At 73.0% G+C, this 26478-nt stretch carries 23 protein-coding genes; 14 read left to right on the forward strand and 9 right to left on the reverse strand.

The features are described 5' to 3' along the window. Positions 1–40: 40 nt before the first annotated feature. Positions 41–850 carry an alpha/beta fold hydrolase gene (locus K1J60_RS01670; protein WP_220644565.1) on the reverse strand — a complete coding sequence of 270 codons (810 nt, stop codon included), beginning with the start codon at positions 848–850 and terminating at the stop codon, positions 41–43. A 309-nt stretch (positions 851–1159) separates the two neighbouring features. Here K1J60_RS01670 and K1J60_RS01675 point away from each other — a divergent pair, with 309 nt between their 5' ends. The 3 genes from K1J60_RS01675 (at position 1160) to K1J60_RS01685 (ending at position 3345) form a co-directional block, all read left to right on the forward strand. Beyond that, positions 1160–1822 (forward strand): lysophospholipid acyltransferase family protein, encoded by a 663-nt coding sequence (locus tag K1J60_RS01675; RefSeq protein WP_220644566.1) that lies wholly within the window; start codon positions 1160–1162, stop codon positions 1820–1822. Between the two features lie 142 nt (positions 1823–1964). Beyond that, the gene (locus tag K1J60_RS01680; RefSeq protein WP_220644567.1) at positions 1965–2864 is read left to right on the forward strand and encodes a LysR substrate-binding domain-containing protein; all 900 of its coding nucleotides are present in this window, start codon (positions 1965–1967) and stop codon (positions 2862–2864) included. 118 nt (positions 2865–2982) lie between these two features. Further along, positions 2983–3345 (forward strand): ATP-binding cassette domain-containing protein, encoded by a 363-nt coding sequence (locus K1J60_RS01685; protein ID WP_259407506.1) that lies wholly within the window; start codon positions 2983–2985, stop codon positions 3343–3345. Between the two features lie 36 nt (positions 3346–3381). On the opposite strand, the gene K1J60_RS01690 is transcribed toward K1J60_RS01685, so the two are convergent. From K1J60_RS01690 to K1J60_RS01700, 3 genes are all read right to left on the reverse strand, one after another. Beyond that, the gene (locus tag K1J60_RS01690; RefSeq protein WP_220644569.1) at positions 3382–4143 is read right to left on the reverse strand and encodes a carbonic anhydrase family protein; all 762 of its coding nucleotides are present in this window, start codon (positions 4141–4143) and stop codon (positions 3382–3384) included. A gap of 162 nt (positions 4144–4305) precedes the next feature. Beyond that, complete coding sequence (locus tag K1J60_RS01695; RefSeq protein ID WP_317619689.1) at positions 4306–5043, reverse strand: 2-phosphosulfolactate phosphatase; 738 nt, start codon at positions 5041–5043, stop codon at positions 4306–4308. Between the two features lie 102 nt (positions 5044–5145). Beyond that, positions 5146–5454: a hypothetical protein gene (locus K1J60_RS01700; protein WP_220644571.1), complete on the reverse strand. Its 309-nt coding sequence runs from the start codon at positions 5452–5454 to the stop codon at positions 5146–5148. Positions 5455–5458: 4 nt separating this feature from the next. Here K1J60_RS01700 and K1J60_RS01705 point away from each other — a divergent pair, with 4 nt between their 5' ends. From K1J60_RS01705 to K1J60_RS01720, 4 genes are all read left to right on the forward strand, one after another. Beyond that, entirely contained in the window at positions 5459–5839 is a 381-nt protein-coding gene (locus K1J60_RS01705) for a hypothetical protein (RefSeq protein WP_220644572.1), read from the forward strand. An 81-nt stretch (positions 5840–5920) separates the two neighbouring features. Continuing rightward, positions 5921–7129 (forward strand): T4 RnlA family RNA ligase, encoded by a 1209-nt coding sequence (locus tag K1J60_RS01710; protein WP_220644573.1) that lies wholly within the window; start codon positions 5921–5923, stop codon positions 7127–7129. Between the two features lie 2 nt (positions 7130–7131). Continuing rightward, complete coding sequence (locus K1J60_RS01715) at positions 7132–8052, forward strand: phosphatase domain-containing protein (protein WP_259407507.1); 921 nt, start codon at positions 7132–7134, stop codon at positions 8050–8052. Positions 8053–8194: 142 nt separating this feature from the next. After that, on the forward strand, positions 8195–9619 hold the full coding sequence (locus tag K1J60_RS01720) for a DEAD/DEAH box helicase (RefSeq protein ID WP_220644574.1): 1425 nt from the start codon (positions 8195–8197) through the stop codon (positions 9617–9619). Positions 9620–9636: 17 nt separating this feature from the next. Here the strand turns inward: K1J60_RS01720 and K1J60_RS01725 are convergent, their stop codons facing one another. Further along, positions 9637–12789 carry an ATP-binding protein gene (locus K1J60_RS01725; protein ID WP_259407508.1) on the reverse strand — a complete coding sequence of 1051 codons (3153 nt, stop codon included), beginning with the start codon at positions 12787–12789 and terminating at the stop codon, positions 9637–9639. A gap of 179 nt (positions 12790–12968) precedes the next feature. On the opposite strand from K1J60_RS01725, the gene K1J60_RS01730 reads away from it, so the two are divergent. The 4 genes from K1J60_RS01730 to K1J60_RS01745 all read left to right on the forward strand — a co-directional run bounded on the left by K1J60_RS01730 (position 12969) and on the right by K1J60_RS01745 (position 16634). Further along, the gene (locus tag K1J60_RS01730) at positions 12969–13478 is read left to right on the forward strand and encodes a pyridoxamine 5'-phosphate oxidase family protein (protein WP_259407509.1); all 510 of its coding nucleotides are present in this window, start codon (positions 12969–12971) and stop codon (positions 13476–13478) included. A 94-nt stretch (positions 13479–13572) separates the two neighbouring features. After that, complete coding sequence (locus K1J60_RS01735) at positions 13573–14049, forward strand: iron chaperone (RefSeq protein WP_220644575.1); 477 nt, start codon at positions 13573–13575, stop codon at positions 14047–14049. Positions 14050–14172: 123 nt separating this feature from the next. After that, positions 14173–16173, forward strand: coding sequence for a GDSL-type esterase/lipase family protein (locus tag K1J60_RS01740; RefSeq protein WP_220644576.1), 2001 nt, complete (start codon positions 14173–14175; stop codon positions 16171–16173). Between the two features lie 119 nt (positions 16174–16292). Further along, on the forward strand, positions 16293–16634 hold the full coding sequence (locus K1J60_RS01745; RefSeq protein ID WP_220644577.1) for a VOC family protein: 342 nt from the start codon (positions 16293–16295) through the stop codon (positions 16632–16634). A 73-nt stretch (positions 16635–16707) separates the two neighbouring features. Here the strand turns inward: K1J60_RS01745 and K1J60_RS01750 are convergent, their stop codons facing one another. Further along, the gene (locus K1J60_RS01750; protein ID WP_220644578.1) at positions 16708–18195 is read right to left on the reverse strand and encodes a long-chain-fatty-acid--CoA ligase; all 1488 of its coding nucleotides are present in this window, start codon (positions 18193–18195) and stop codon (positions 16708–16710) included. 150 nt (positions 18196–18345) lie between these two features. Between K1J60_RS01750 and K1J60_RS01755 the strand changes: the two genes are divergently transcribed. The 3 genes from K1J60_RS01755 to K1J60_RS01765 all read left to right on the forward strand — a co-directional run bounded on the left by K1J60_RS01755 (position 18346) and on the right by K1J60_RS01765 (position 23326). Beyond that, positions 18346–19545, forward strand: coding sequence for a PucR family transcriptional regulator (locus K1J60_RS01755; protein ID WP_398683094.1), 1200 nt, complete (start codon positions 18346–18348; stop codon positions 19543–19545). 110 nt (positions 19546–19655) lie between these two features. Beyond that, complete coding sequence (locus K1J60_RS01760; protein WP_220644579.1) at positions 19656–21860, forward strand: GAF domain-containing SpoIIE family protein phosphatase; 2205 nt, start codon at positions 19656–19658, stop codon at positions 21858–21860. Positions 21861–21967: 107 nt separating this feature from the next. Continuing rightward, a complete protein-coding gene (locus tag K1J60_RS01765) occupies positions 21968–23326 on the forward strand; it encodes an MFS transporter (RefSeq protein ID WP_259407510.1) in 1359 nt (452 codons plus the stop codon). A gap of 89 nt (positions 23327–23415) precedes the next feature. On the opposite strand, the gene K1J60_RS01770 is transcribed toward K1J60_RS01765, so the two are convergent. From K1J60_RS01770 to K1J60_RS01780, 3 genes are read right to left on the reverse strand one after another with little or no spacing between them, the layout of a single operon-like run. Next, positions 23416–24039 carry a TetR/AcrR family transcriptional regulator gene (locus K1J60_RS01770; protein WP_259407511.1) on the reverse strand — a complete coding sequence of 208 codons (624 nt, stop codon included), beginning with the start codon at positions 24037–24039 and terminating at the stop codon, positions 23416–23418. After that, entirely contained in the window at positions 24032–24865 is an 834-nt protein-coding gene (locus tag K1J60_RS01775) for a fatty acid desaturase family protein (protein WP_220644580.1), read from the reverse strand. The genes K1J60_RS01770 and K1J60_RS01775 overlap by 8 nt, the downstream gene beginning before the upstream one ends. Continuing rightward, positions 24862–26406, reverse strand: coding sequence for a phytoene desaturase family protein (locus tag K1J60_RS01780; RefSeq protein WP_220644581.1), 1545 nt, complete (start codon positions 26404–26406; stop codon positions 24862–24864). Before K1J60_RS01780 ends, K1J60_RS01775 begins: the two co-directional genes overlap by 4 nt. Positions 26407–26478 lie beyond the last annotated feature (72 nt).

A 26478-nucleotide genomic window follows, 5' to 3' on the forward strand; every position in this document is an offset into this window, starting at 1 on the left:
GCTGCGCGGAGGCACTCGGTATGGTCCGCGGCGTCGTGCGTCAGCCGGGCGGTTCCCCGGCCGCCCAGTCACGGATGAGCCGGATCGTGCGGTCGGTCCGCTCCTCGTGCAGATAGTGGCCGGTGTGGGGCCAGTGCTCGACACGTGAGCCGGGCACCCGCAGCGTGCCGCGCTCCCACTCGGCGGCCTCCTCGAACGACCACACCGTGAGCGCCGGTTGGGATCGGCGGCGCAGATACGTCTCGCTGTGCGGGCGGACCCCCACCGCTCCGGGATCGGTGTACATGCCCGCGTAGGCCTGGGCGATGACGTGGTCCGGTGTGCCGAGCACCGTGCGGATGTGTGCCGTACGGAGTCCGGGCGGGGCCTGCGGGGAGAAGGCGCCGGCCACGAGGGCGGCCGCGGCACGGGCGCCGCGCTCCCGGTATTCGGCGAGACGGGCGGGGATCCGCGCGGCCTCGGCCTCGTCCGCGCCGTGCGCGGGATCGAGGGCGATGACCGACCGCACGGTCACCGGGTGGCGGAGGGCGAGCAGGTTGACGACCTGGACGCCCATGGAGTGGCCGACGGCGACGACCGGCCCCACGCCCAGGAAGTCGAGCAGCGCGGCCAGGTCCTCCGCCATCTCCGCCGGGGTGTTGCCCTCGTCAGGCACCTCGGAGCGGCCGTGGCCGCGCAGGTCGGGGACGAGGACCCGGAACCGGTCGGCCAGCGCCTCCGCGTGCGGCGACCACTCCCGCCCGTCGCCACCCCAGCCGTGCACGAGCAGCAGCACGGGGGCGCCCTCGTGGCCGGCGGGACCGAGGGAGGTGCAGAAGAGGCGGATGCGGCCGAGGTCGAGCAGGGTCATGAGCGATCGCCCGGGGTGGTGCGGTGGGTGGTGTGCGCGCATCCGCGCGGGACGGGGGCGTGGGTCACGGGGAACTCCGCCGGTCGATGGTCAGAGGGTGCACTGCAGTGTGCCGAACCCGAGGTGGTCGCAACGGTTCGGCGCGCCCTCAGGCCGGCGCCGGACCGGTGGGCCGGGGAGCCGGGGGATGTCGACGTGGCGCCGTGTCTGGGTAGCAGCACCCGCGAAGTTGAGTACGCGCACTCAAGATCCGGTGCGGCGGGCGCCCCGACGATGGGGGTCTTCCTCGTCGAGCTCGGGAGAGACCTCATGTTCAGCCGCCTCGCCGACGTCCTGGTACCCGCCGTCGGACGTCTCACGGTGACCACCGATGCCGGATCCGTCTGGACACCGGGCAGCATCGTCGTCGCGAACCACACCTCCCTCGCCGATCCCGCGATCGTGCTCGCCGCGCTGCACCGCCTCGGCATCGAGCCGGTCGCCATGGGCGCCGCCGGCCTGTGGCGGATCCCCCTGCTGGGCCGCGCGCTCACCCGCGAGGGGTACATCCCGGTGTACCGGAGGGACCCGCGCGCCGCCGACGCGCTCGATCTCGCCGCCGCCGCGCTGGCGCGGGGCCGGACGGTCCTCATCTACGCCGAGGGCGGGATCCCGGTCCGCGAGGACGCCGCCGAGGCCGCGCCCGGGGCGTTCCGCAGCGGCCTGACCCGGCTCGCGGCACGCACCGGAGCGCCCGTCGTCCCCGTCGGCCAGGCCGGGGCCCGCCGGGTCACCTCCGGCAACACGGTCAAGCAGATGGCGGGGCTGCTCACCGCGCCCGTGCGCCGCCCCGCGCTCCATGTCCACGTCGGGGCGCCTCTCTCCCTCACCGACGATCACACGTCGAACACCCGGCAGGCGCACGCCGCGGTGACCGCCGCCTGGCGCACGGCCGCCGCCCGCCTCGGGGAACCGGCCGCGCTCGCCGCGTGACGGAGGAGCCGCACCGGCGGGACGCTGCCCGGTACGCATTCGATGCTATCGTTAGCATGGACAGGGTGCGGCGCGGTTGTCGCGCGACAGGGGCGCGGACGATGATCGCGGCACGGGATTCCGCGGACACGAGGAGCCGACGGTGGAACTGCGCTGGCTGACATCGTTCGTGGCGGTCGCCGAGGATCTGCACTTCGGGCATGCCGCCGACCGGCTCTACCTGGCCCCGTCGGCACTGAGCGCCCAGATCAAGGCGCTGGAGACCGAGCTGGGCGTGCGGCTCGTCGACCGTGGCCGCCGCTCCCGGATCCGGCTGACCGGCGCGGGCGAGCTCTTCCTGACCGAGGCCCGGCTGACCCTGGCCCAGGTCGCGAAGGCCGAGGCCGTGGGCCGGCGGGCGGGCCGGGGCGAGCTGGGCGAGGCCGAGATCGCGTACGTCGCCTCCGCCGCGTTCTCCGGTGTGCTCACCCGGGTGCTGGCCGACTGCGCGCGCCACGAGCGGGACGTGACCGTACGGGTGCGGGAGATGGAGACGCCGGCACAGCTGGAGGCGCTCGGCTCGGGCCGCATCGACGTGGGCTTTCTGCGGTGGCGGCCGGAGTACCCGCCGGACCTGACGGCCGTCTGCCTGCTGACGGAGGAGATGGTACTGGCCCTCCCCGAGGAGCACCGGCTGAGCGCCCTGGAGGCCGTGCCCGCCGCAGAGCTGACCGGGGAACGGTTCGTGGTGCCCCACTTCGACGAGGAGCACGGCTTCCGCGACCAGATCAACGAGGTGGGGGACATCGGTGGCTTCCAGGCCCGACTCGCGCCGCCCGTCAAGGACTTCGTCGCCGCCCTGACCCTCGTGGGCGGCGGCCTGGGTGTCGCCCTCGTACCGGACTCGGTCCGGTGCGTGCGGATGCCCGGCGTGGTCCATCGCCCACTCGCCGACGTCTCACTCACCACCCGCCTCGTCGGCGTGCACCGCCGTGACGAGACCTCTCCCGCCGTCCGCCGGGTGGTCCGCCGCCTGCGCGCGGCAGCCGAAGAGGCCGGCTGAGGCCGACACCACGGTCGAGGTCTCGCCCGTGGCCCTCGACGAGCCTCGACACACATGCGGGCACGCTCCCGCCCCCGGGGCTCGACATTCGGTGGCCGTCCGGCACACCGCGCGGCTGGTGACGACCGGGGTCCTCACGGAGGGCGAGGTCGTGGGGCTCGGAGCGCTGGGTCCGCTCGGCTCCCGGGACGCCGAGAAGCCGGTGGCCGAGCTGTCGACGGGGCAGCAGCGGCGTCTCGACCTCGCGCCGGCGCCGGCCACCCGGCCGCACGTCCTGTTGCTGGACGAGCCGACCAACCACCTGTCCATCGCCCTGGTCGACGAACTCACCGAGGCCCTGCACACCACGGACGCGGCCGTCGTCGTCGCCACGCACGACCGGCAGCTGCGACGCGACATCCGGGGCTGGCCCCGTCTGGCGCTCTCCGCGCACGAGGGGGCCGGCGTTTCGGGGCACGCGTCGGGCCACCTGCACTCCTGACCACGGTCGGCGCGGCGGGTACGGCCCGCCGCGCCGTCACCACCACCGGTGGCGGTCGCCGACGATGCGCCGGTCGCCGAGGGGCTGTACGGCGCGGGCGTTGCCCTTGGGGAAGACCGTCCGGTAGTGGGCCAGCGCGGTGGCGGAGGCCTGGACGGGGTGGGTCAGCACGATCCAGCGCACTCCGGGGGTGTACGGGCAGACGGTGGTGGAGCCGAGGTAGCGATACGACTCGGTGCAGGACGGAAGCAGTGCGTCGAGTTCGACGCCGCGGACCTCCCAGGGTTCCGCGGCGCGGCGTGCCGAGGTGAGCAGGCGGTCGAGGGAGTCGTTGGCCCGGCCCGGGTGCACGAAGACGCCGACGACCGCGAACCCGCTGTCCTTCCCCACTCCGGCCGCGCCGTCGTCATCGGTCACCCGCCGGTATTTCATGTGCTGTTCCATCGGGAACGCCACGCCCGAGACGGTGTGCTCGGACGGCGTGTGCCAGTGCACGTCGACCAGCTCGTAGCGGTCGGCGCCCACCCGTACCCGGCACTCTCCGCCGGGTGGCGGCGCGGCCTTCACGGTCCCCTCGTCGTCCCGCACGCAGTCGGGCCGGCCACTCCGCACGGGGCCGGTCTCGGCCCGATGGTTCCCGGGGGCGTCGAAGTGCAGTTCCAGGTCGAGCGTCGCCGGGTGGGCGAAGCGCAGGGGCGGCAGCGCGGAGAGGTCGACGTCCAGCGGCCTGATGTCGACCGGGCTCTGCTTCCCGTGCGAACAGCCGACGGCGGACGACGCGGGCGCGGTCAGGGACATGGGTGAACACCTTCGGCTGGGGCGGGAGTTGGGGTCCGGACGCACCGCATCCCTCCCCCTCTCACCGCGCCGGAACGCACAGGCTCACCCGCACTGATGAACAGACGGCACGGCCTTGACGCCACGAAGGGCACGGGCTCCCTGACGACCGGCGGGTCCGCCTCAGAGAGAGGCGTCCTCGGTCGGCGAAGGCACGTCACACGGACGCAGGACCATGAGAGGGCCCTCCAGGGTCGCCACCATGGCGAAGGGGAACCGGTCGAGTTCCAGACAGAGGGCGACGTCATCGGGATGGACCCCTTGGCGCACGCCTTCCGCCAGCTCGGCCGCGGCTCGTGACCCGGCAGCACGGCGGAGGAAGTCAGCGGCGTCCGTCCCGGCCCCGGCGGCCTCGACCCCGGCGGCCCCATCCCCGCCCCCGGAGGCTCTGCGGGCGATGTACTGGGCGCAGGCCAGATCCTCGTCGGCCCGCCCGTCCTCGCCGGTGACCACGAACGTGACGCCGTCACGCCCGCGCGTCCGCAGGACCCGCGCCGTGGCCTCCGCCACCACGAAGGCGGCACACAGCACCAGCGAGGCGTCCTTCACGGCGAGCGCGCCGACCGTCCCCGCCGTGGTCTTCTGGATGACGGTCCGTCCGCCGAGATCCATGGACCGCATCAGACCCGGCGAGTTGACGGCGTCGAATCCGGGCGCCGACGGACCGTCCTTGAGCGCCACCCAGTCAGGGTGACCGTCCTTGAGCGCCAAGGCGTCGTCCAGTGACTCGGCGAGAACGATCTTCTCCGCGCCCTGGGCGAAGGCCCAGGCGGCCACGGTGAAGGCACGCATGACGTCGACCACGACCGCCACGGTCGGAGGTTCGAGCAGCCCGGGGATGCCGACGAAACGAGCGTTCATTCTGACCATGATCGTGCACGTCGACCTCGAAGCAGCCGGAGAGTGACGCACACCACAGTCAGGAGTTCCCGGGACGCGCGTCCAGCCGGACGCGTCCCCGCCTCAGGACCACAGGGCGCGCAACGCGGCGATGACGGTGGTCGGTTGCTGGGTGTGGGGGTGGTAGCCGGGGACGCGGAGCAAGCGGCCGTCGAGCGCGTCGGGCACCGCCTCGGCGCAGGCGATCAGTGCCTCACCGACGTGGGCGCGGTACGGCTCCGGCGCGTCCTGCCAGGTCCCACAGATCACCAGCGTCGGCCAGGGCGCCGCACGCAGCGGTTCCAGCGGCGCCGTCGCCTCCCGGACGGGGCGTTCGCGCGTGGACGTGGCCACGGCTCGGAGCCGCCGCGGGGTGGGTTCGGGCATGGTCATGCCGATGCCCTCCGTGGAGGCGCGCGGAAACTGCTCCGGCGTCACCGACTCCGGGACCGCGGGCCCCTCCCGCACCCGCCGCTTCATGGCGTCGATCACCGGGTGCCCGGCGGCCGCGGCGAACGCGGAGGGCTGGATCAGGGGCAGGGAGCGCACGAGGCCGGGGCGGCGTCCGGCGGCCGACACGGCCTGTCGTGGCGGCTGGAACGACGACCGCACGGTCTGGCCCTCGGCGCCCGCGACCGGGCGCTGCGCCCGGGGCAACGGCGGCAACCATCTGCCGTGGGTCGACCCGGCGCGCGACCTGGTGATCAGCTCACGCCGGGGCGCGGAGGTCGAGATGCTCCTGGCGAGGGTGTCACGGGCGGTGGCACCCGGCGGATGAGCTGCGGCGCTCCGCCGAAAATCGGTGGGCCCGGGGCCGCGCCCCACGTGACAATCAGGGGCCAGCAAGGGGAGGAACACAATGAGCCAGGCACACCTGACTCTTCATGAGCTGCTGCCGCCGGAGGAGCTCGCGGCCGCGCTCGAAGCGGGGCACGTCACGCGCAAGTCGCACCCGGAACTGCCGTTGTCCATCTACACGTACACGAGGACATGTCAGTACGAGCGGGTGTGGAACCGCGTGACCACGCGCTGCCGGGGCCTCGTGGCCGACGACGGCACCGGGGAGATCGTCGCGCTGCCGCTGCCGAAGTTCTTCAACGTCGGTGAGCACGAGGCCGGTCAGCCTTACGCCCCGAGCCTTCCGGACGAGCCGTTCGAGGTGTACGACAAGGTCGACGGCAGTCTGGCGGTGGTGTTCCACTACGCGGGCCGGTGGCGGGTCGCGTCCAAGGGGTCGTTCGTGAGCGTGCAGGCCACGTGGGCGCAGCTGCTGCTCGACGCGAAGGACACGTCCGCTCTCGTTCCCGGAGTGACCTACCTGGCCGAGATCCTCTACCCGGAGAACCGGATCGTCGTCGACTACGGCGACCGTCGGGACGTGGTACTGCTGGCCGCGTTCGCCAAGGACGGCACGGAGATCGCCCTGGCGGAGGCCGCCGTGGGGTGGCGGGGCATCGGCTCGGTCGTCACCGTCCGGCCCGCCGTGCCGCTCGCCGAGCTGCTGGCGATGACGGAGGGCAACCGGCTGCCCGGCGGCCTGACGGCCACGGGCACCGACGCGGAGGGCTTCGTGCTGCGCTTCGCCTCGGGTGTACGGGCCAAGGCCAAGTTCGCCGAGTACGTGCGGCTCCACAAGGTGCTGACCGGTGTGACCGAGCGGGACATCTGGCGCGGTCACGGCATCCAGCGGTTCGCGGGGCTGCCCGCCAAGCAGGTGGCGCAGGCGCTGAACTGCTCGGCCGAGGACGTCGTCGCGTCCGCCGGGCGGCCGCTGGACGCGCTGCTGGAGCAGGTGCCCGACGAGTTCGACGCCTGGGTGCGCGGGGTCGTCGCGGGCATCGACAAACAGGTCGAGGACCGTGAGCGGGCGATCGACGAGGCGTTCCGGTCGCTCGCGCATCTCGCGGGCGACCGGGGCGCGTTCGCCCGCGCGGTGCGGGAACTGCCCGACGCGGCCCTGCGCCCCGCCATGTTCCAGCGCCTGGACGGCCGCCCGACCGTCCTCGTGACGTACCGTTCCACCCGGCCGGAGGCGGCCGACCCCTTCAAGAACGACGAGGAGAACTGACCGTGCCCGTGGTACACGTCATGACGGGGCTGCCCGCCTCGGGGAAGACGACGGCCGCGCGCGAGCTGCAGGCGGAGTCCGGGGGCCGGATGCGCCGCGTCAACCTCGACGATCTGCGGCAGATGCTCGACATCCCGCTGCCCGAGGGGGCCGAGCGCCGGTCGTACGCGCACGAGCAGACCGTGCTGGCGATCCAGGACGCGGCGGTACGGGCGGCCGTCGACGGCGGTTTCGACGTCGTCGTGGACAACACGCACATGACCCCGCACATCCCCAAGCGGCTGAAGGCGGCCGTGGCGGGGCTGGCCACGTTCGTGGTGCACGACTTCACCGACGTCCCGGTGGAGGAGTGCCTGCGGCGGGACGCCGCGCGGGAGCGGCCGGTCGGTGAGGAGATCATCCGGATCCTCGCCGACAAGCACGAGAAGTCCCGCAGGGGCGGCTGGCGGCTCACGGCGGAGTGGCTGAACGACGAGCCCGCCGTCGAGCCGTACACCGCCGACCCGGCGCTCCCCTCGGCGGTCATGTGCGACATCGACGGCACACTCGCCATTCGGGGCGACCGGGGTGCCTACGACTTCACGCGCTGCGAGGAGGATCTGCTCAACGTGTCGGTGCGCGGTGCGCTGCGCTCCTTCCGCAGCGCCGACGGCGATGTGATCGTCCTGCTCTCCGGGCGCGGGGAGGAGCACCGGGGCCAGACGGAGGCGTGGCTGCGGGCGCACGAGGTGCCGTACGACGAGCTGTGGATGCGGGCGGCGGGCGACCAACGTCGCGACGACGTGGTGAAGGCGGAGCTCTTCGACCGGCATGTGCGGCACCGCTTCGCCGTACGGGTCTCCCTCGACGACCGGGACCGGGTCGTCGCCGTGTGGCGGCGGATGGGGCTGCCGACCTGGCAGGTCAACTACGGCAACTTCTAGTGCCGCGGCAGAGGCTGAGCGGGCGGGTCGGCCCGTGGGTGCCCGCTGGTAAAATGGGGCCACGCTTCGACACCGCCGGGGCCCGTACCGAGGGGTACGGGCCCCGGCGCGTTCCGGGCGACACACCAGGAAAGGTTCCCCATTGAACGCGAAGCCGTCGTCCTCGGCCTCCGGGCTCTCCCCCGCCGACCCACCCCGGCACGCCACCTCGCCGTGGGACGAGTCCTCGACGCCGGCGGCGGTGTCCGGGGAGCTGCCGCCGGCGGAGTCCTTCGACGCGCTCGGGCTGCCGCCGGAGCTGCTGCGGACCATGACCGAGCTCGGGGTGCGGGAGCCGTTCCCGATCCAGGCGGCGACGCTGCCTCACGCGCTGGCCGGCCGTGACGTCCTCGGCCGGGCACGGACCGGCTCGGGAAAGACGCTGGCGTTCGGGCTCGCGCTCCTGGTCCGGACGGCCGGGCCGCGGGCGGAGTCCAAGCGGCCCCTGGCACTGGTCCTGGTCCCGACCCGGGAGCTCGCGCAGCAGGTGAGCGACGCGCTGACGCCGTACGCGCGGACCCTGGGGGTGCGGCTGGCGACGGTGGTCGGCGGGCTGTCGATCAACAAGCAGCAGGCGCTGCTGCGGACCGGCGCCGAGGTGGTCGTGGCGACCCCGGGACGGCTGGCCGACCTGGTCTCACGCCGTGACTGCCACCTCGACCAGGTACGGATCACGGTGCTGGACGAGGCGGACCAGATGTGCGACCTGGGGTTCCTGCCGCAGGTCTCGGAGATCCTGGACCAGGTCCGCCCCGACGGGCAACGGCTGCTGTTCTCCGCCACCCTCGACCGCGATGTCGACCAGTTGGTCCACGACCACCTGCACGATCCGGTGCTCGCCTCCGTCGACCGGGTCGCGGGCTCGGTCACCACGATGGAACACCATGTGCTGAACATCCACCCCGCCGACAAGTACGCGACCGCGACCGAGATCGCCGCGCGGGACGGCCGGGTGCTGATGTTCCTCGACACCAAGGCCGGGGTGGACCAGTTCACCCGCCATCTGCGGGCCAGTGGCGTACGGGCCGCCGCCCTGCACAGCGGCAAGTCGCAGCCCCAACGCACGCACACGCTCGGGCAGTTCAAGGACGGTGCGGTCACCGTGCTGGTGGCCACCAACGTCGCGGCCCGGGGCATCCACATCGAGGCGCTCGACCTCGTCGTCAACGTGGATCCGCCCGCCGACGCCAAGGACTATCTGCACCGCGGCGGGCGCACGGCGCGCGCCGGGGAGTCCGGGAAGGTCGTCACCCTGGTCACACCCAATCAGCGGCGCGACGTCAACCGGATGATGTCCGAGGCAAGGATTCGGCCGACGGTCACCCAAGTGCGGTCCGGCGAGGCGCAGTTGACCGCCATCACCGGGGCCAGGCGGCCACCGACCGGGACGAAGTCCAGCGGTGGCAACGCGCCTTTCCGGGGCCTCGGCACCCGGCCGGGCCGCCCCGCGAAGGAGTCCCGCAAGGCCGCCGAGGCCCGGAAGGCGGCTGAGGCCCGCGCGGCCGCCCGGGTGCGCAAGGGCCGCTGACACCCGCGCACCGACGCTCAGGAGCCGGGGGCGAGGCCGAGGGCGGCGAGGGCGGCCCTGCCGGTGGCGGTGTGGTCGCCTCCGGCGAGGAGGAGGGTGCGGGCCGACTGGTAGGGGCAGCCCGCGGCGTCGAACGCCGTCGCGGCGGCGAGTTGACCGGGCAGGTCGCCGTCCAGGAGCGCCTGTGCCCGGTCCAGTTGGGCGGTGGCGACCGGGTTGCCCGCGGTCAGGTGCCGGGCGGCGGCGACCCGCGCCCGGGCCTCCGGGTGGCCGACGAGGACCGAGGCCTCGGCGCGCAGGCCCACGTACCAGTGGTGCCAGATCCAGGAGACCCACTTCCACACCTGGTCCGGTTCCGGCGCGACCCGGGCCAGTGCCGCGTCCGGCTCGCCGTCCTGGAGGAGCACCATGGCGTCGAAGACCGCGCCGTAGCCGTGGTGGTGCTCCGACGCCGTACCGGCCTCCTTGACGATCGCCAGCCAGCTCGCCCGCGCCCCGTGGTCGCCGCGCAGGCCGTGGATCATCGCGACGGACGCGGCGGCGGGTCCGAGGGAGAACGACCGCTGCCTGCCGCCGCGGCGCCATGCGTCGAGGAAGCGTTCGCTGCCGGTGAGTACGTCCCTGCCGTTGCCCGCGAAGGCGTCCGCGACCAGCAGCCAGGACGTGGCGTGCTGTGCCACCTCGGCGAGCAGGGGGTGGTCGGCGAGTTGTCTGCCCCACCGGCGGGCCTGCGCCAGCTCGCCCACGCCGAGGGCGGTCCCGGCGGCCATGGCGAGGGCGTCCATCCGCTCCTGTGTGCCGGCGGGGGTGTGCGGCACCGGGGCCAGGACCTCGATCCGGCGTCGGGCGGCGGCCGCCGCGCCGAACGGGTCACCGGCCCAGGTCCGGGCTCCGGACAGCGCGTCGAGTGCGGCGGACTCGGCCACCGGATCCCCCGCCCGCCCGGCCAGCCGGACGGCCCGCTCGGCATAAGCGACGGTCTCCCCCGCGCTGTTGTCCACGTCCCCTTGAACCGCCCCGAAGGCATCCATGACGACGGCCGCTTCGGCGAGAGCGAGAGCTGCCACGGCGTCAGCCGCGACCTCGACCTCGACCGCGACCGCCGGCTCGGTCGGCGGGGCGAGGGGCGGGGAGGACAGCGGGGAGGTCGACGGATGGGGCACCGGGTCGGTGGCGTCGGCCGGCAGATCGATGGCGCCGGCCGGCAGATCGATGGCGTCGGGCATCAGGCCGGTGGTGCCGGGCGGCATGGCGCCGGACAGTCGGCGGGCCGTGGTGAGCAGTGCGGTCACCTCGGCCGTGCTGGGGAGATGTGCGAACTCGCTGGAGAAGCGGTACGCGACGGTGGCGGCGGCTGCCAGGTCGCGGGCCGTGCCGGTGGGGTCGCCCGCGCGGCAGGCGGCCTCGGCCGCTGCGCGGTGCAGGCGGTACATGTCGTCGCCGAGCCGACGGCAGCCGGCCACCCCGGCGGCCTCCCGCAGCGCCTCGGCAGCGGCGGCGGCACCGTGCACACCACGACCCGCATCACGACCCGCACCAGCCTCGTCCCCCACCGCAGCGGCCGCGTCCGCCACCGCGCGGCCCGCGGCCACCCCGGCCGCCTCCGCAACCGCGCGGCCCGTGCCGCCGCCGTCGACCACGTCCACGCGGCCCGCGGCGTCCGCGACGCCCCTCGTGTCTCCTCGTCCGACCCCATCGTCGGCAAGTGCCGCCGCCTGCTCATACCGTTGCTGGCTCTCGCCGAGCAGGTTGCGGGTGAAGGTCAGACCGGCGAGCACGAGGGCCAGGCGGTGGGCGACCGTGCGGTGGTCCGGGCGGTCGGCGGCCCAGGCGAGGGACGCTCGGAGGTCGTCGGCGACGGCGTCGAAGCGTGCGCGCCGGTCCGGGCCCTCGGCTCCGCTGAGCGCGGTCGCACCGGCCAGGCACCAGGCGACGTGGCGCGATCGCACGTCCGTCAGCTCGTCGGCGTCGGCGAGCCGCTCGGTCCCGTACTGGCGGATGGTCTCCAGCGCCTGGTAGCGGGTACCGGTCGCGGTCGGTGTCGCGGCGAGCAGGCTCTGTTCCGCGAGTCGGCCCAGCCCGTCGGCGACCGCCGCCGGCTCCAGCGGAGCGAACCCGGCGACGACGCCGGCCGCCTCGGCGGTGAACGGCATGACGAACACCGAGATCCGGCGCAGCAGCGCCCGGTCCGGCGGCTCCAGCAGATCATGGCTCCAGTCGAGTGCGGCCCGTACCGACCGGTGCCGGTCGTCCGCGCGGGGGCCGCCCGCGAGAATGCGCAGTTGGTCGGAGAGGCCGGCGGTGAGACCGTCCAGGCCGAGGGTGGGCCAGCGTGCCGCCGCCAGCTCGATCGCGAGCGCCATGCCGTCGAGGCGTTCGCAGATGGCCGCGATCTTGTCGCGCAGGGCCGGTTCCGGTGGCAGACCGACTGCCGCCGCCCGTTCCAGGAAGAGGGCCACGGCCTCCGAATCGGTACCACCGTCCGAGGACAACGGCGGCACCGGGAAGACCCATTCGAACGGCACCATCATCCGAGCGCGGCTCGTCGCGAGCACCCGTAGCTTCGGACAGGCGACCAGCAGGCGTTCCAGGAAGGGCGCGATCCCGTCGCGTATCTGCTCGCAGTTGTCCAGGACCAGCAGCGCCTCGCGGTCCGCCAGGGCGGCCAGCACCGATTCCTCGGCGCCGCGCCCGGGTTGTTCGCCCACACCGACGGCCGCCGCGACCGCCGCGCCGACCCGCCCCGGGTCGGTGACCGGGGCCAGGTCGACGAACCACACCCCGTCGGCGAAGTCACCGGCCGCGTCCGCCGCCACCGCCAGCGCGAGCCGGGTCTTGCCCACCCCGCCCGGACCGACCGCCGTGACCTGTCGCCGCGTCTTGACCGCCTCGGCCAGTTCGGCGCGTTCACGCACCCGGCCGATGAACGCGGTCAGCGGTGCGGGGAGGGCGGGTGCCGGACGGGGCCGGGCGGCGCGGGCGAGGTCTGCCGCGCGCCGGGAGAGCGCGCGCCGGTCCGGTTCGTCGAGCTTGCGCAGCAGGGCGGAGACATGGGACTCGACCGTGCGCACGGAGATGAACAGGCGCGCGGAGATCTCCGCGTTGCTGAGGTGCTCCCCGAGCAGCGCGAGCACTTCGGCTTCCCGGGCCGAGACCACTGGACTGGACACCGGGTCATTATCCGCTGCTCCGTGGCCTCTCAGTGGTGGATTCCGTGCTCACCACGGAGGCGGGCCGTGGCCCCGTCGGGGGAGGCTGTGACCACGGCGAACGCGCCCGGCGGACACACCGGACGGGCCGCGGCCCCCGTCCCCCGCCCTCCGTGAGCCCCAGCGATTCAGGAGTGACCATGACCGGTTCGTCCGTAACCCAGTCCACCGCCGAGGCAGCCGTCCGGCCCGCCACCCGGTCCCCCGGTCCCCGCCCCCGCGCGGTGCGTCGCCGCGACACGGAGCACCGGCTCGCCCATGACGCCGACGTCTGGGTGGCCAGTGCCTCGGTGGACGGTGTGCCGTATCTGGTTCCGTTGTCCTTCGACTGGGACGGCGAGACGTTGTTGCTGGCGACGCCGGGCGGCAGTCCGACGGGCAGGAACCTGGCCGCGACACGGACCACCCGTCTCGGGCTGGGCCCCACCCGCGACGTGACCATGATCGAGGGCGAGGTGGAGGTGCTCCCGGTCGACGCGTTGCCGACGGAGCGGGGGGACCGGTTCGCCGCGCGCACCGGCTTCGATCCCCGGGTCTCGGCCACCTCCTACCACTGGTTCCGTGTCACCCCGATCCGGGTGCAGGCCTGGCGTGAGGCGGACGAGTTGACGGGGCGTGAGCTGATGCGCGGGGGCCGCTGGCTCGACTGACCGGAACCCGCGTCCTTCATCCGCAACGCGGAATCGCGGCACCACACATCCACCGGATCGACGAATCATCACTGCGAGAGGAAGGAAAACCGCCATGACCAACACGCGGAAGACCACCGGGAGCGCCGCCACGACCGGCGAGAAGTTCGACGGGTTCTCGGCCGAGGAGCGCGAGGCGATGAAGGAGCACGCGAGGGAGTTGAAGACGTCCGCCCGTCGCGGACCGCGTGCCGCCAAGGCGGACGGGGAGAGCGATGTGCTCGCGAAGATCGCCGCGATGCAGGACGGGGACCGGGTGCTCGCCGAGCGGCTGCACCGGATCGTCGCCGCCGTCGCGCCGGACCTCTCGCCGAAGCTCTGGTACGGCATGCCCGCGTACGCCAGGAACGGCAAGGTCGTCTGCTTCTTCCAGAGTGCCCAGAAGTTCAAGACCAGGTACGCCACCCTCGGCTTCAGCGACCAGGCGCACCTCGACGAAGGCACCCTGTGGCCGACCACCTACGCCCTGACCGAGCTGACGGCCGAAACGGAGGCGCGGATCGGAGAGCTCGTCCGGAGGGCGGCAGGCTGAAGCCACGCGCACAAAGAACCCGACTTCCTTCACCGTAGGCCTTCTTGACCACGGTCCCGCTCACTGGTTCCGTGAGGAGGTTACTCATGGGAGCGCTCCCACTTCCGGTGAGAAAGGATCCCCATGCTGACCTTCCCCCACAGGTCCGGCAGAGGCGGCGTGGCCGCCGTCCTCACAGCGGTACTCCTCGCCTGTCTGCTGTCGCTGGCGGGTGTCACCCCGGCGCGGGCCGCGCCGGGTGACGGCTCGGTCTCCGACCCGAACATCGTGTACGTCGGCCGCTGGGACACGAGTTCCGGTACGACGGCCGTCGCGCACTGGACCGGCGCGTACGTGCAGACGTCCTTCACCGGCACCACGGTGAAGGTGCGAGCCAGGGACGCGGTCAACTTCTACGTCAGCGTCGACGGCGGCCCGGACGTCTTCCACGCCGGCGTGCGCGGCACGGTGAACCTCACCCCGCGCCCCCTGGCGCCCGGCACGCACTCCCTGCGGATCGCCTACCGGTCCGGCGACACGGTGTTCCAGGGGCTGGTCCTGGACTCCGGGGCCCGTACGGTCGCGCCGGGCACTTCACCGGGGTTGATCGAGTTCGTCGGGGACTCCATCACCGCCGGGGCGCTCACCGACCGACTGGCCCTGGACTCGTACGCGTGGAAGACGGGCGAGCGGCTGGGCATGCGGCACACGCGGATCGCACGCGCCGGGTACTGCCTCGTCGCACGCTCGGGCTGCACGGGTCTGAGCGGACAGTTCTTCAAGGTCGGCAGCACGGGTGGGACGGACTGGGACTTCTCCCGCTACCGGGCGAACGCGGTCGTCATCAACCTGGGCACCAACGACATCGGGCACGGGGTGACCGGTGCCGAGTTCCAGGCGGCGTACACCGCCCTGCTGCGGGACGTCCGGGCCACGTACCCGGACGCGGTCCTCTTCGCGGTGCAGACCCTGAAGAAACGGTACGTCGCCGAGACCAGGGCCGCCGTCGGCGCGCGCAACAGCGCCGGGGACGGCAGGGTGCGGTACGTCGACACCACGGGCTGGCTCACCGACGGCACCGACTACGAGGACGGCAACGGGCATCCCAATGAGGCGGGGCACACCGAGTTCGCGAACCGGCTGGCGCCCGTCGTCAGCGGCGCGCTGAACGGCACGGCGGCCGCGTCCGCCACCACGCGGGCGGCCGCGCCCGGCCAGCCGGGCGACCCGAACATCAAGTTCGTCGGACGCTGGGACACCACCGGTTCCGCCACCGCGTACACGCCCTACTGGGCAGGGGCCTACTACCGCGTCGGATTCACCGGGCGGACCGTCCAGCTGAAGCAGCGGAACACCATCGACTTCTGGGCGCGGATCGACGACGGGCCCGTGAGGTTCTACGACGACGTGAAGGGGACGGTGAACCTGACACCGGCCGCGCTGTCGGCCGGCCGCCACACCCTTCAGGTCAACTACCAGGTGGTGGCGGGCTCCTATCGCGGTGACGCCGTCTTCCAGGGGCTCGTCCTGGACAGCGGCGCGACGACGTTCGCCCCGTCGGCGCCGAGCAGGACGGTCGAGTTCGTCGGCGACTCGATCACCGTCGGCACGACGACGTCGCAGAACGCCCGTACCGCCTACGGCTGGCTGATCGGGGAACGGCTCGGCACCGAGCACACCCGGATCGCCCAGGGGGGCGCCTGCCTGGTGGCCGCGGCGGACGGGTGCGTGGGGCTGGAGCGGCAGTACGGCAAACTCAACCCCAACGCGGCGACGCCCGACTGGGACTTCACCCGCTACCGGGCGGACGCCGTCGTCATCAACCTGGGCACCAACGACGTGGGGCACGGGGTGAGTTCGGCGCAGTTCCAGGCCGCCTACACCAGTCTGCTGCGCAAGGTCCGCGCCGCGCACCCCGGGGCCTGGATCTTCGCGTTGGAGACCTTCCGGGGACGGTTCGTCCCGCAGACCGAGGCCGCCGTGCGGGAGGCGATCGCGGGCGGGGACTCCCGGGTGTCCTTCGTCGACACCACGGGCTGGCTGGGCTCCGCAGACCTCACCGACTCCGTCCACCCCAACGACCAGGGGCACCGCGCCATAGCCGACCGCCTCGCCCCGGTCATCGCCGCGAGGATCGGCGGCTGACGCCCACCGTGCGAGGGCACGGGACCCGCTCGGCGCGCCGCCGAACGAGGCCACCGAGCGGGGGTCCGCGACATGATCACATACGGCCGGGGGAAGCCGGTGCCCCCTACGATGGCAGCATGGCCGTCGTCCTCTTCGCAGGTATCCCGGTGAACGACTACACAGCGGCGCTCTCCTGGTACGAGCGCCTGCTGGGCTCCCCGCCGACGTTCTTCCCGAACGACACGGAGGCCGTGTGGGAGCTGGCGGAGCACCGCTATCTCTATATCGAGCACCGGCCCGGACGGGCCGGCCACGCGCTGCACACCGTCTTCGTCGACGACCTCGACGCCCGCATCGCCGGGATCACCAATCGAGGGCTCGATCCCAGCAGCCGCGAGACCTACGCGAACGGCGTACGCAAGGTCACGTACCACGATCCGGACGGCAACGAGATCGGTCTCGGCGGCGGTCCGCTCTGAGCTGTCCGGCGGAGGGCCTCACGTCTTCTTCCCGGGGACGGGAGACCGGCCCGTACGGTGTCCGGCGGTTGTGTCATCCCGTCGGTGCGGTGATCTCCCGCTTGAGGATCTTGCCGCTGGGGCCGGTCGGCAGGGTGTCCATGAGCCACACCTCACGCGGGTACTTGTACGCGGCGACCCGGTCCTTGACGAACTCCCTCAGCTCGTCGGGGGTGGCGTGGGCGCCGGGCCGCAGGACGACCGCGGCCGCGATCTCCTCGCCCAGGTGGGAGTGCGGCACCCCGACCACGGCGGCCAGGGCTACGGCCGGGTGCTCGTGGAGGGTCTCCTCGATCTCGCGCGGGTAGACGTTGTAGCCGCCGCGGATGATCATGTCCTTCTTGCGGTCGACGATGTAGAGGTAGCCGTCGTCGTCCTGGCGCGCGAGGTCGCCGCTGCGCAGCCAGCCGTCCGGGATCGCGGCCGCCGTCTCCTCGGGCCGGTTCCAGTACCCCTTCATCACGTTCGGGCCCCGTACGGCCAGTTCGCCGACCTCGCCGGGCGCGACGTCCTGGCCCTTGTCGTCCAGCAGTCGCACCTCCACGTCCTGGATCGGGGTGCCGATCGAGCCGGCCTTGCGGGGCCGGTCGGGGTGGTTGAACGTGACCACCGGGCTGGTCTCGGACATGCCGAACCCCTCCAGCACCGCGCAGCCGAAGCGTCGTTCGAAGCCGTGCAGGATCTCCACCGGCAGCGAGGCCCCGCCGGAGATGCACATCCGCAGCGTCGACACGTCCGTCTGCCCCGGATGCTGGAGCAGCGCCGCGTACATCGTCGGAACGCCCTCGAAGACCGTGGCCCCGTCCCGTGCGACGGCGTCCAGCACCGCCTGCGGCTCGAAGCGGGGGATCAGGGTGAGCGAGGCCCCGGCGCGCACGGCCACGCTCATCGTGCAGATCTGGCCGAAGATGTGGAACAGCGGCAGGCAGCCGACCACCACGTCCTGCGGGGTCATCCGCTGGACGTGAACCGTGTTGACCTCGGTGTTGTGCCGCAGTCCGCCGTGGGTGAGCGTGGCGCCCTTGGGGCGGCCGGTGGTGCCGGAGGTGTAGAGCAGCACGGCCACGTCGTCGTCCGCCGTCTCCGCCACGCCGGGCAGCGGCTCGTGTCCGGCCAGCGCCTCCGCGAAGGCCGCGGGCTCGACGGCCGTGTGCCGCACACCGGCGGCGGCCGCGCCCCGCGCGCCCTCACCGGGCGCCTGATGCCATTCGAACAGCAGCACCGCCCCGGAATCGGTCAGGTGGTACTCGGTCTCCCGCGTCTTCAGCAGCGGGTTCATCGGGACGACGACGCCTCCGGCACGCAGCACGCCGTAGTGCAGGACGACGAACTCGGGCACGTTCGGCAGCATCAGGGCGACCCGGTCACCCGGGCGTACGCCCTCGGCCCTCAGCAGCGCGGCGGCGCGGGCGCTGCGCTCGCCCAGCTCCGCGTAGCCGGTCACCTGGTCGCCCAGACGCAGCGCGGGACGCCCCGGCTGTCGCTGTGCCGTCTCCACCAGGTACTCCGCCAGATTGGCCATGGCCCGCCTCCACGAAAGTCGTCGTCGAAATCCGCTGTTCACCTGCACGACATCGTGCTGCCGCCTACGGCGGCGGCCTATGGCCGGGACGACAGCGCCCGCTCCCCGCTGTTGTCCGGGGGAACAAAACGTGGGCGTTAAGCTGCGGTGATGGACATCTCGGGCGTGGCCGCGGCACTGCATTCCAGGCTGCCGGAACTGGGTGAGCGGATCGCGGGGCGCATCCGGTCGGACGTCGACGCCTACGGCGACGAGTCGCTGATCCCCTTCGACTCGCTCCGTCGCTCGTGCACGGCCAACGCGGACCTGATCCTCAACCACCTCCGTGCGGGTGCCACCCCGGACCCCAGCCCGGCCCGGGAGACGGGGCGCGTCCGTGCCGAGCAGGGCGTGCCGCTGGCGGACACCCTGCACGCGTACCGGGTCGGCTTCGAACTGCTGTGGACGGAGATCGTGGCGGAGGCACGTACCCATCCGGAGGTCTCCGCCGACCAGTTGGTGGCGAAGTCCGCGGAGATCTGGGCGCTGTTCGGCCTGTACGCGGAGGCGGTCGCGGCGGCCTACCGGGAGACCGCGGCCGAGTTGACCTCGCGGGGGCAGGCCCGGCGGTCGGCGCTGGTGGAGGCGCTGTTCACGGGTGTCATCGCCGACCGGACCACTCTGTGGGAGGCCGCCCGCGAGCTGGGCCTGCCCGAGCGGGGGCCCTACGCGGTCGCCGCGGCCGCGGCCGGCGCGCCCGGCGAGGAGCCGCTGGCGGGGGTCGAGGCCTGGCTGCGTCAGGCCCAACTCCCTTCCGCCTGGCGGTTGTTGCCCGACCAGCAGATCGGTCTGATCGCCCTGCCCACGGCGGCGGCGGAAGGCGCCTGCCTGGGGATCCTGCGCCGGACCCGCGCCCGGGTGGGGGTCAGCCCGAGCTTCCACTCCCTGCGCGACACCCCGCAGGCGCTGCGTTTCGCCCGGCTCGCGCTGGCCGGGCTGCGGGGCGGTGGTCCCGGCGTGGCACGCTTCGACGACGACCCGCTGGCCATGGTGGTCGCCGCCGCGCCGGCGGAGGCGGCGCACCTGGTGGAGGTGGTCCTGCGGCCCCTGGTCGACCTCCCGGTCGCGGAGCGTGCGCGTCTGCTGCGCACCCTGGAGCAGTGGTTCGCCGCCGCGGGTTCGGCGACCGCCGCGGCCCGGAGCCTGTTCGTCCACCCCAACACCGTCCGTTACCGGCTGCGTCGCGTCGAGGAGCTGACGGCCCTGTCCCTCTCCGACCCGCGAGCGGTGGCGCACATCGGCGCTGCCCTCCTGGCCGTCCGGGACCCCGGCACCGGGCACACCGAGCCGCCGTCCACCGAACCGGGCTGAGTCGCCGCCGAGTCCCCTACGCACACGCATCCGCGTCCGCACCGGATGTCGCCCGGCACCCGCACCCCGGCGGGGCCTCATCCACATGCTGAACGCCGCCCCGTGGGCGTATGGTCCGCATATGGGTGACGATCGGCGGCTGCCCGCACACCCCGTCGGACCGGTCCGGGGCGGGTGAGGACGTGCCTGGTACCGCCGCCTCCGGTCCGGAGCTGCTGCAGTCCGCCCTGATCGAGTTCGCCCGGGAGAGCCGCACCTCGGTCACGGCGGTGTATCTGCTGCCGCCGGACGAGCCGGTGCTGCAGTTGGCGGTGCTGGGCGGGGTCCCCTGGGAGATCTCCATGCCCTGGGCGCGAGTGGCGCTGAAGGCCCCCTCCCCGGTGTCCGACGCCGTCCGGGAGCGGCGGCTGGTGTGGGTGGGCGGCCAGGAGGAGCTGGCGCGCCGCTATCCACGGATGGCACTGATCGTGCCGTACCGCTTCACGTTGGCCGCCGCCCCCATCACCACGGGCACGGACGTCTGGGGCGGTCTCGTGCTGCACTGGCCCGCCTCGCACCCGCCGCGGCCGAGCCCCCGGGAGCGGGAGGCCATCACCGCCACCTGTCACCGGCTCGGCCTGCTCCTGCGGGAGGCGGCGGACAGCGGCCACCGGGTACGGCCCGCCGCCGAGCCGGTGATGCTGCCGCCGCTGCGGCGCAGGCTCGCGGGGCCGACCGAGGCCCAGGCCGCGGTCGACTTCGCCGAGCGCCTCCCCGGTGGCAGCTGCTCGCTGGACGCGGACGGGCGGATCACCTTCCTCAGCACCGAGGCCGCCGAGCTGCTCGGCGCCGACATCCCGGAGCTGCTCGGCACCAAGCCGTGGGAGGCGTTGCGCTGGCTGGCCGACCCGATCGCGGAGGACAGCTACCGGGCGGCCATGCTCAGCCGTGAGACGGTGTCGTTCATCGCCCTGCGCCCGCCGGACCGGTGGCTCTCCTTCCGCCTGGTGCCGGACGCCTCCGGCATCAGCGTGCGCATCACGCCCACCCACTCGACGCACGCCCACGCACCGGTCTCCTCGCCGGCCGCGTCGCGCCCGCCCACCTCGCCCGCCACGGGGCGGGCCACGACCCTGTACCACCTGATGCACCTGGCCGCGACGCTCACCGAGGCCGTCGGCGTGCGCGACGTGGTCGACCAGGTCGCCGAGCAGGTCCTGCCCGCGTTCGGCGCAGCCGCTCTGGCCCTGATGACGGCGGAGGACGGCCGACTGCGGATCATCGGCTACCGCGGCTACACCGCCGAGTCGATGGAGCGCTTCGACACCGTCCCGCTCACCTCGGACACCCCCGCCGTGCACGCTCTCACCACGGGTGTCCCCGCCTTCTTCGGCACGTTCGCCGAGTTGGAGCGGGCCTATCCGCCGGCCGTCCTCCAGGACGCGATGGGCGCGTGGGCCTTCCTGCCGCTGATCACCTCGGGGCGTCCGGTCGGCTCCCTCGTCCTGGCCTACGAACAGCCCCACCCGTTCCCGCCGGAGGAGCGCGCCGTCCTCACCTCCACCGCCGGGCTGATCGCCCAGGCCCTGGACCGGGCCCGGCTGTACGACACCAAGCAGCAGCTCGCCCACAACCTCCAGTCGGGGCTGCTGCCGCACACGCTGCCCCGGGTCGCCGGGCTGGACGTGGCCGCGCGCTATCTCCCGGCCACCCGTGGCATGGACGTCGGCGGCGACTTCTACGACCTCATCCGGCTCGGTCCCACCACGGCCGCGGCGGCCATCGGGGACGTCCAGGGGCACAACGTCCACGCCGCCGCCCTGATGGGGCAGGTCCGCACCGCCGTCCACGCGACCGCCGGCGCGGCCCCCGACGAGGTGCTCACCCGGACCAACCGGCTCCTGACCGACCTCGACCCCGACCTGTTCACCAGTTGCCTCTACGTCCACCTCGACCTGGGCGCGCACACCGCCTGCCTCGCCGGCGCCGGCCACCCGCCCCCGCTGCTGCGCCACCCCGACGGCCGCACCGAGCCCCTTCCCCTGCCACCGGGACTCCTCCTCGGCATCGACGCCGACACCGACTACGCGTCCACCGAGATCCCGCTGCCGCCCGGCTCCGTACTGGCCCTCTACACGGACGGGCTCGTCGAGGCCCCGGGCGTCGACATCGGGGACGCGGTCGACGCTCTGGCCGACGCCCTCGCGCGCTCCGACCCCTCCGGCCCGCACGCCATGGAGACCGTCGCCGACTCCCTCGTCCAGCACGCCCGTCGCTCCGCGCCGCGCAGCGACGACATCGCGCTGCTCCTTCTTCACCCCAGTTCACATACGTGATCGACGGACCAACCCATTGACCCGGAGGCGAGCCCTCCGTAAGGTTCCCGCCATTCCTACGTACGTGACGGCTATTCAGATACATGAACAGCCGGAGGGAGACAACGATGTCTGACGTCCTCATACCCGATGCCGAACGGCGTGCGGTCGGCAAGTTCCTGCGCCGCATGCTGCCGATCCTCGTCCTCATGCTGCTGATCAACCAGATGGACCGGACCAACGTCGGCTTCGTCCAGGACGAGTTGCGGGCCGACGTCGGGGTGAGCGCCACGGCGTACGGTCTCGGCGCGGGGCTGTTCTTCATCGGGTACGCCCTCTTCGAGGTGCCCAGCAACATGCTCCTGGAGCGGTTCGGCGCCCGGGTCTGGCTGACCCGCATCATGATCACCTGGGGTCTGGTGATCATGGCGATGTGCTTCATCCACAACGTATGGATGTTCTACGGGCTGCGCTTCCTGCTCGGTGTCGCCGAGGCGGGCTTCTTCCCCGGTGTCCTGCTCTACTTCACCCAGTGGCTGCCGGACTCCAGCCGTGGCCGGGCAAGCGCGATCTTCCTGGGCGGCTCGGCCACCGCGTACATCGTCACCGGGCCGATCACGGGTGCGCTGCTGGAACTGCACGGGGTCGGCGGGTTCGCCGGGTGGCGCTGGATGTTCGCGCTGGAAGGGCTGCTGTCGATCGTCGTCGGCTTCGTCGCCGGCTTCTTCCTCGTCTCCCGCATCCAGGACGCCCCGTGGCTGACGGCGCAGGAGAAGCAGGCGCTGAGCTCCGCGGTCGCACGGGACGAGGAGGCGCGCAGCCGGGCCCCCAGGGTGTCGCGGCTCAAGCTGCTGATCCACCCTCAGGTGGCGCTGCTGACCACGGTGTTCTTCGCGATGGCCCTCACCGGGTACGCGATCACCTTCTGGCTGCCCAGTCTGGTGGAGGAGATCGGCGGACTGTCGCCATTCCAGGTCGGTCTGCTGTCGGCGATCCCCTGGATCTGCGCGGTGATCGCCATGTACTCGATGAGCCGGTTCACCGACCGTGCCCCCGACCGTCGCCCCTACCTCGCCGTCGCGCTGACCCTGTCCGCCACGGGCACCTTCCTGGCCACACTGGGCTCCCCCTGGTTCGGCCTGGCGGCCATCACGCTCGCCGCGGTGGGCGGCAAGTGCGCGGCCACCCTGTTCTGGCCGATGGCGCAGTCGGGACTCGACCTGAAGATCGCGGCGCCGGGGCTCGCGGTCGTCAACTCCATCGGGAACCTCGGCGGTTTCGTCTCCCCCACGCTCTTCGGCTACCTCAAGGACACCACCGGCACGACGAACGGCGGCCTGTACACGCTGTCGGCGGCCTCGCTCCTCGCGGTGCTCGGCGTGGCGCTGATCCGCAGGAACGGCGGGGGCGCGGGCGCGGGCACCGGGTCGGACTCGGCTGAATCCGCCCTCGCGAAGGGGCGGTTGGCGACGGGCGAGGCCCGGTAGGGAGCCCCGGTAGGGAGCCCCGGACACCGCACGTGGCACCGCGCCCCGCCGATCACCGGTGACGGCGGTTCAGGGGCCGGCCCCCTCGCTCATCTCACCCCCCGCGCCCGTCTCTTCATACGGGGCACACGGTCGAAGATCGCGGCGAGGCGGGCCCCCTGGGCGAACAGCGTCTCCGGACGGGAACGGTCGCCGTCGAGGTGGGTGAGCGTTTCCATGCCGAGGTAGAAGGCCACGGCCGCCCCGGCCAGCACCCGCACGCGGACCACGGACGCCAGGGGTTTGCCGCGCAGGAGGACCGTGAGCTGTTCCTCGGCCAGCTCCTCCCACTTCCGGGTCTCCAGCGCCAGTTGGGCGGCCAGCCGCGTTCCGGGCCGCGCCCCGGCGTACAGCTCCTGGACGGCGGCGATGTGCCCGGTCCGGCTGTCCTCGTCGTACAGCTCGCGCAGCCGCGCGACCACGGGCACGGCGCGGTCGAGGCCGGACAGTTCGGCACGGTAGCGGCCGATGCGGGCCCCGCTGGTCCGTTCCAGCGCCGCCACCAACAGGTCGTCCAGGTCCGCGAAGTGGTAGTAGATCACCCCGGGCGCGAAGCCGCCCGCCTGCGCTATCGCCCGTGCGGTGGTCCCGCCGTAACCGTGGCGGACCAGACACACCAGGGCGGCTTCCAGGACCCGGTCACGGGTGCCGCGAGAACCTCGGTGCTCAGACAACGCGCACCGGCCGTACCCCGTGCGCGGCGAAGTGGCCTTCGAGTCTGCGGGACAGCTCCGGCAGCCGGTGACTGGGCACCCCCGGGTACAGGTGGTGCTCCAGGTGGTAGGTGAGTTCCAGGAAGACGGCGGGGATGATCCTCCCGCGCAGCGTGCGGGTCTGCGTCAACGGGGTGTCTCCGTAGTCGTGGTGCGGCAGATACACCGTCAGCAGCGGGTACACCCAGCTGCCGACGATCGCCATCACCGTATAGAGGAGCGGACCCGGCGTGTACGGCAGGAGCAGCACTCCCCCGGTGAACGCGGTGAACGGGGCCGCCGCCTCCACCAGCAGCCAGCGGCGGTCGCGGCCCCGCCGGTAGGACCAGATCCACAGGCGCACGAGGAAGACGGGGCCGTAGCAGACCGCGCCCAGGAGGGACAGTTCGGCGGGGTGGCCCTCCGGGTCGTCGGGGTGCGGGAAGAGGCGGTGGTGCTGGGTGTGCGTGGCCCGGTAGGCGTGCCCGCTCTCCAGCAGGGCCAGCCCCATCGCGAACAGCGCCCAGTCGGTGGCCCGCGGGGACAGACCGATCGTGCGGTGCACCACGTCATGGGTGACGGTCACGACCGCGACGAAGATCCCGAACACGATCAGCGGCGTCAGCCACCACCAGCCGAGCCACACCGCGCCCGTGAACAGCAGCGCCCCGGCGCCCGGACGGGCCAGCGCGACGATCCGCTGCCGACGCGTGGTGACGAGCAGGTCGTCGCCGAGTTCGGCGAGGGTGGGGAGGCCCGGGGCCGGGCCGTTCGAACCGGTCGGGCCGGGGTTGTCGGATGCGCTCATCCCGCGCGTCTCCTCTCCTTCAGCAGACCTTCGGCGACGATGCGGCTGCCCAGCACACAGGCGACCGTGCCGAGCCCCGGCCAGGTCGTGTCGCCGACCAGCCACAGGCCGGGGCCGCCGAGATCGTGCGGTACGGCGTGCTGGTTGGTGTTGGCCAGGCGCTGGCGTACGCCGCCGACCGCGCCCTTTGGGCGGAAGCCGAACCGTTCGTAGCTGCGGGGCGTTCCCGTCTCGGCGAACACGGCACGCTCCCCGAGCCGTGGGTACGCGCGCCGCGCGAGAGCGAGGAGTCGTTCCCCGGCCTCCTTCTTGCGTTGCCCGTACTCCGCCGCGTCGAGGTCGCGCCAGTCGGCGAGATCGGTGTGGGTCGAGAGCATCACGGCCCGATGGCCGGACGGTGCGCTGAGGGTGTCTCCGGGTGCGGACACCGAGACGAACATGTTGTTGCCGTCGCCCAGGGGACGGTCGTAGGAGTGCAGCAGCTGATGGTGCGTCAACTCCTGCTCTTCCACCTCGGATTCGGGCACCCCGAGGAAGGCGACGAGCGCGCCGCCGAGGGCGTCCGCGTCACGTTCCAGGTAGGGGCGGAGCCGGCGGGCCACCGGCAGCCCCGCACAGATCGTCGCGGTGGTGGCCACCGGGACCGCGCACACGATCCGCCCGGCACGGAAGGCTCCTCGACGTGTCGTCACCTCATAGGCGCCGGGAGCGCCCTGGACCCGGGAGACGCGGCAGGCGGTGCGGAGTGTGCCGCCCAGTTCCCGGTAGCGGGCGACCAGCACCCGCCAGAAGCCGTGCATGCCGCCGTGGTGTCTGCTGAGGCCCGCGCCCCGGATGGTCACGCCGAGCGCCGCGTTGATGAGGGGCGCGTCGTCGACCCCCGTGTGGACGGTGTCCTCGACCAGCATGGCGAGCAACCCGACCAGCGGGGCGTCCGCGCGCAGGCCGTGGTCGCGCAGCGCGTCGCCCAGGGTCCGGTTCAGATGGCGGGCGTACGGAAGCCCTGACCAACCGACCGCCCGCAGGTCGTGCAGTGCGTCGGCGGGGCCACGGATCGGCAGCCGTACGCCCGCCCTGCTGGCCCGCCAGAAGGTGTCGGCGAGCCGGTCGAGGAGATCCCAGAACGCGCGATGCCGTTCGGTGTCACCGATTTCGCGCAGGCGTTCGGCGTGCCAGGCGGCCCGGTCGCGGTGGAGCACGACCTCACGGTCCGGCAGATGAGCGCGGTAGCCCGGAAGTTCCTCGGCGTGCAGCGGTGGGATGCCGACAGCGGCGAGGAGTTCACCGCCGACCCCTCCGGGGCCGAAGTCGACCAGCGTCGTCGCGCCGACGTCGAAGGAGAAGCCTCGCTTGCGGTAGTAGCCGGCGCAGCCGCCCGCGTGGCCGTGCGCCTCCAGCACGATCGTGGACAGCCCCGCCCGTTGCAGGCGCAGCGCCGTGGCCATGCCGGCCATACCGCCGCCGATCACCACCACATCGGCATGGCCGCCATCCCAACCGGCCGCTGTCCGGCTGCCGTTCTGAACGTTTGTTCTGAACATTCGTTCAGACTGGGCCAGTTCAGCCTCCACGTCAATGGTTCGGGCGTGTGCGAAGAGACTCGCGGGAACCGC

The organism is Streptomyces akebiae, assembly GCF_019599145.1.
Lineage (GTDB): Bacteria > Actinomycetota > Actinomycetes > Streptomycetales > Streptomycetaceae > Streptomyces > Streptomyces akebiae.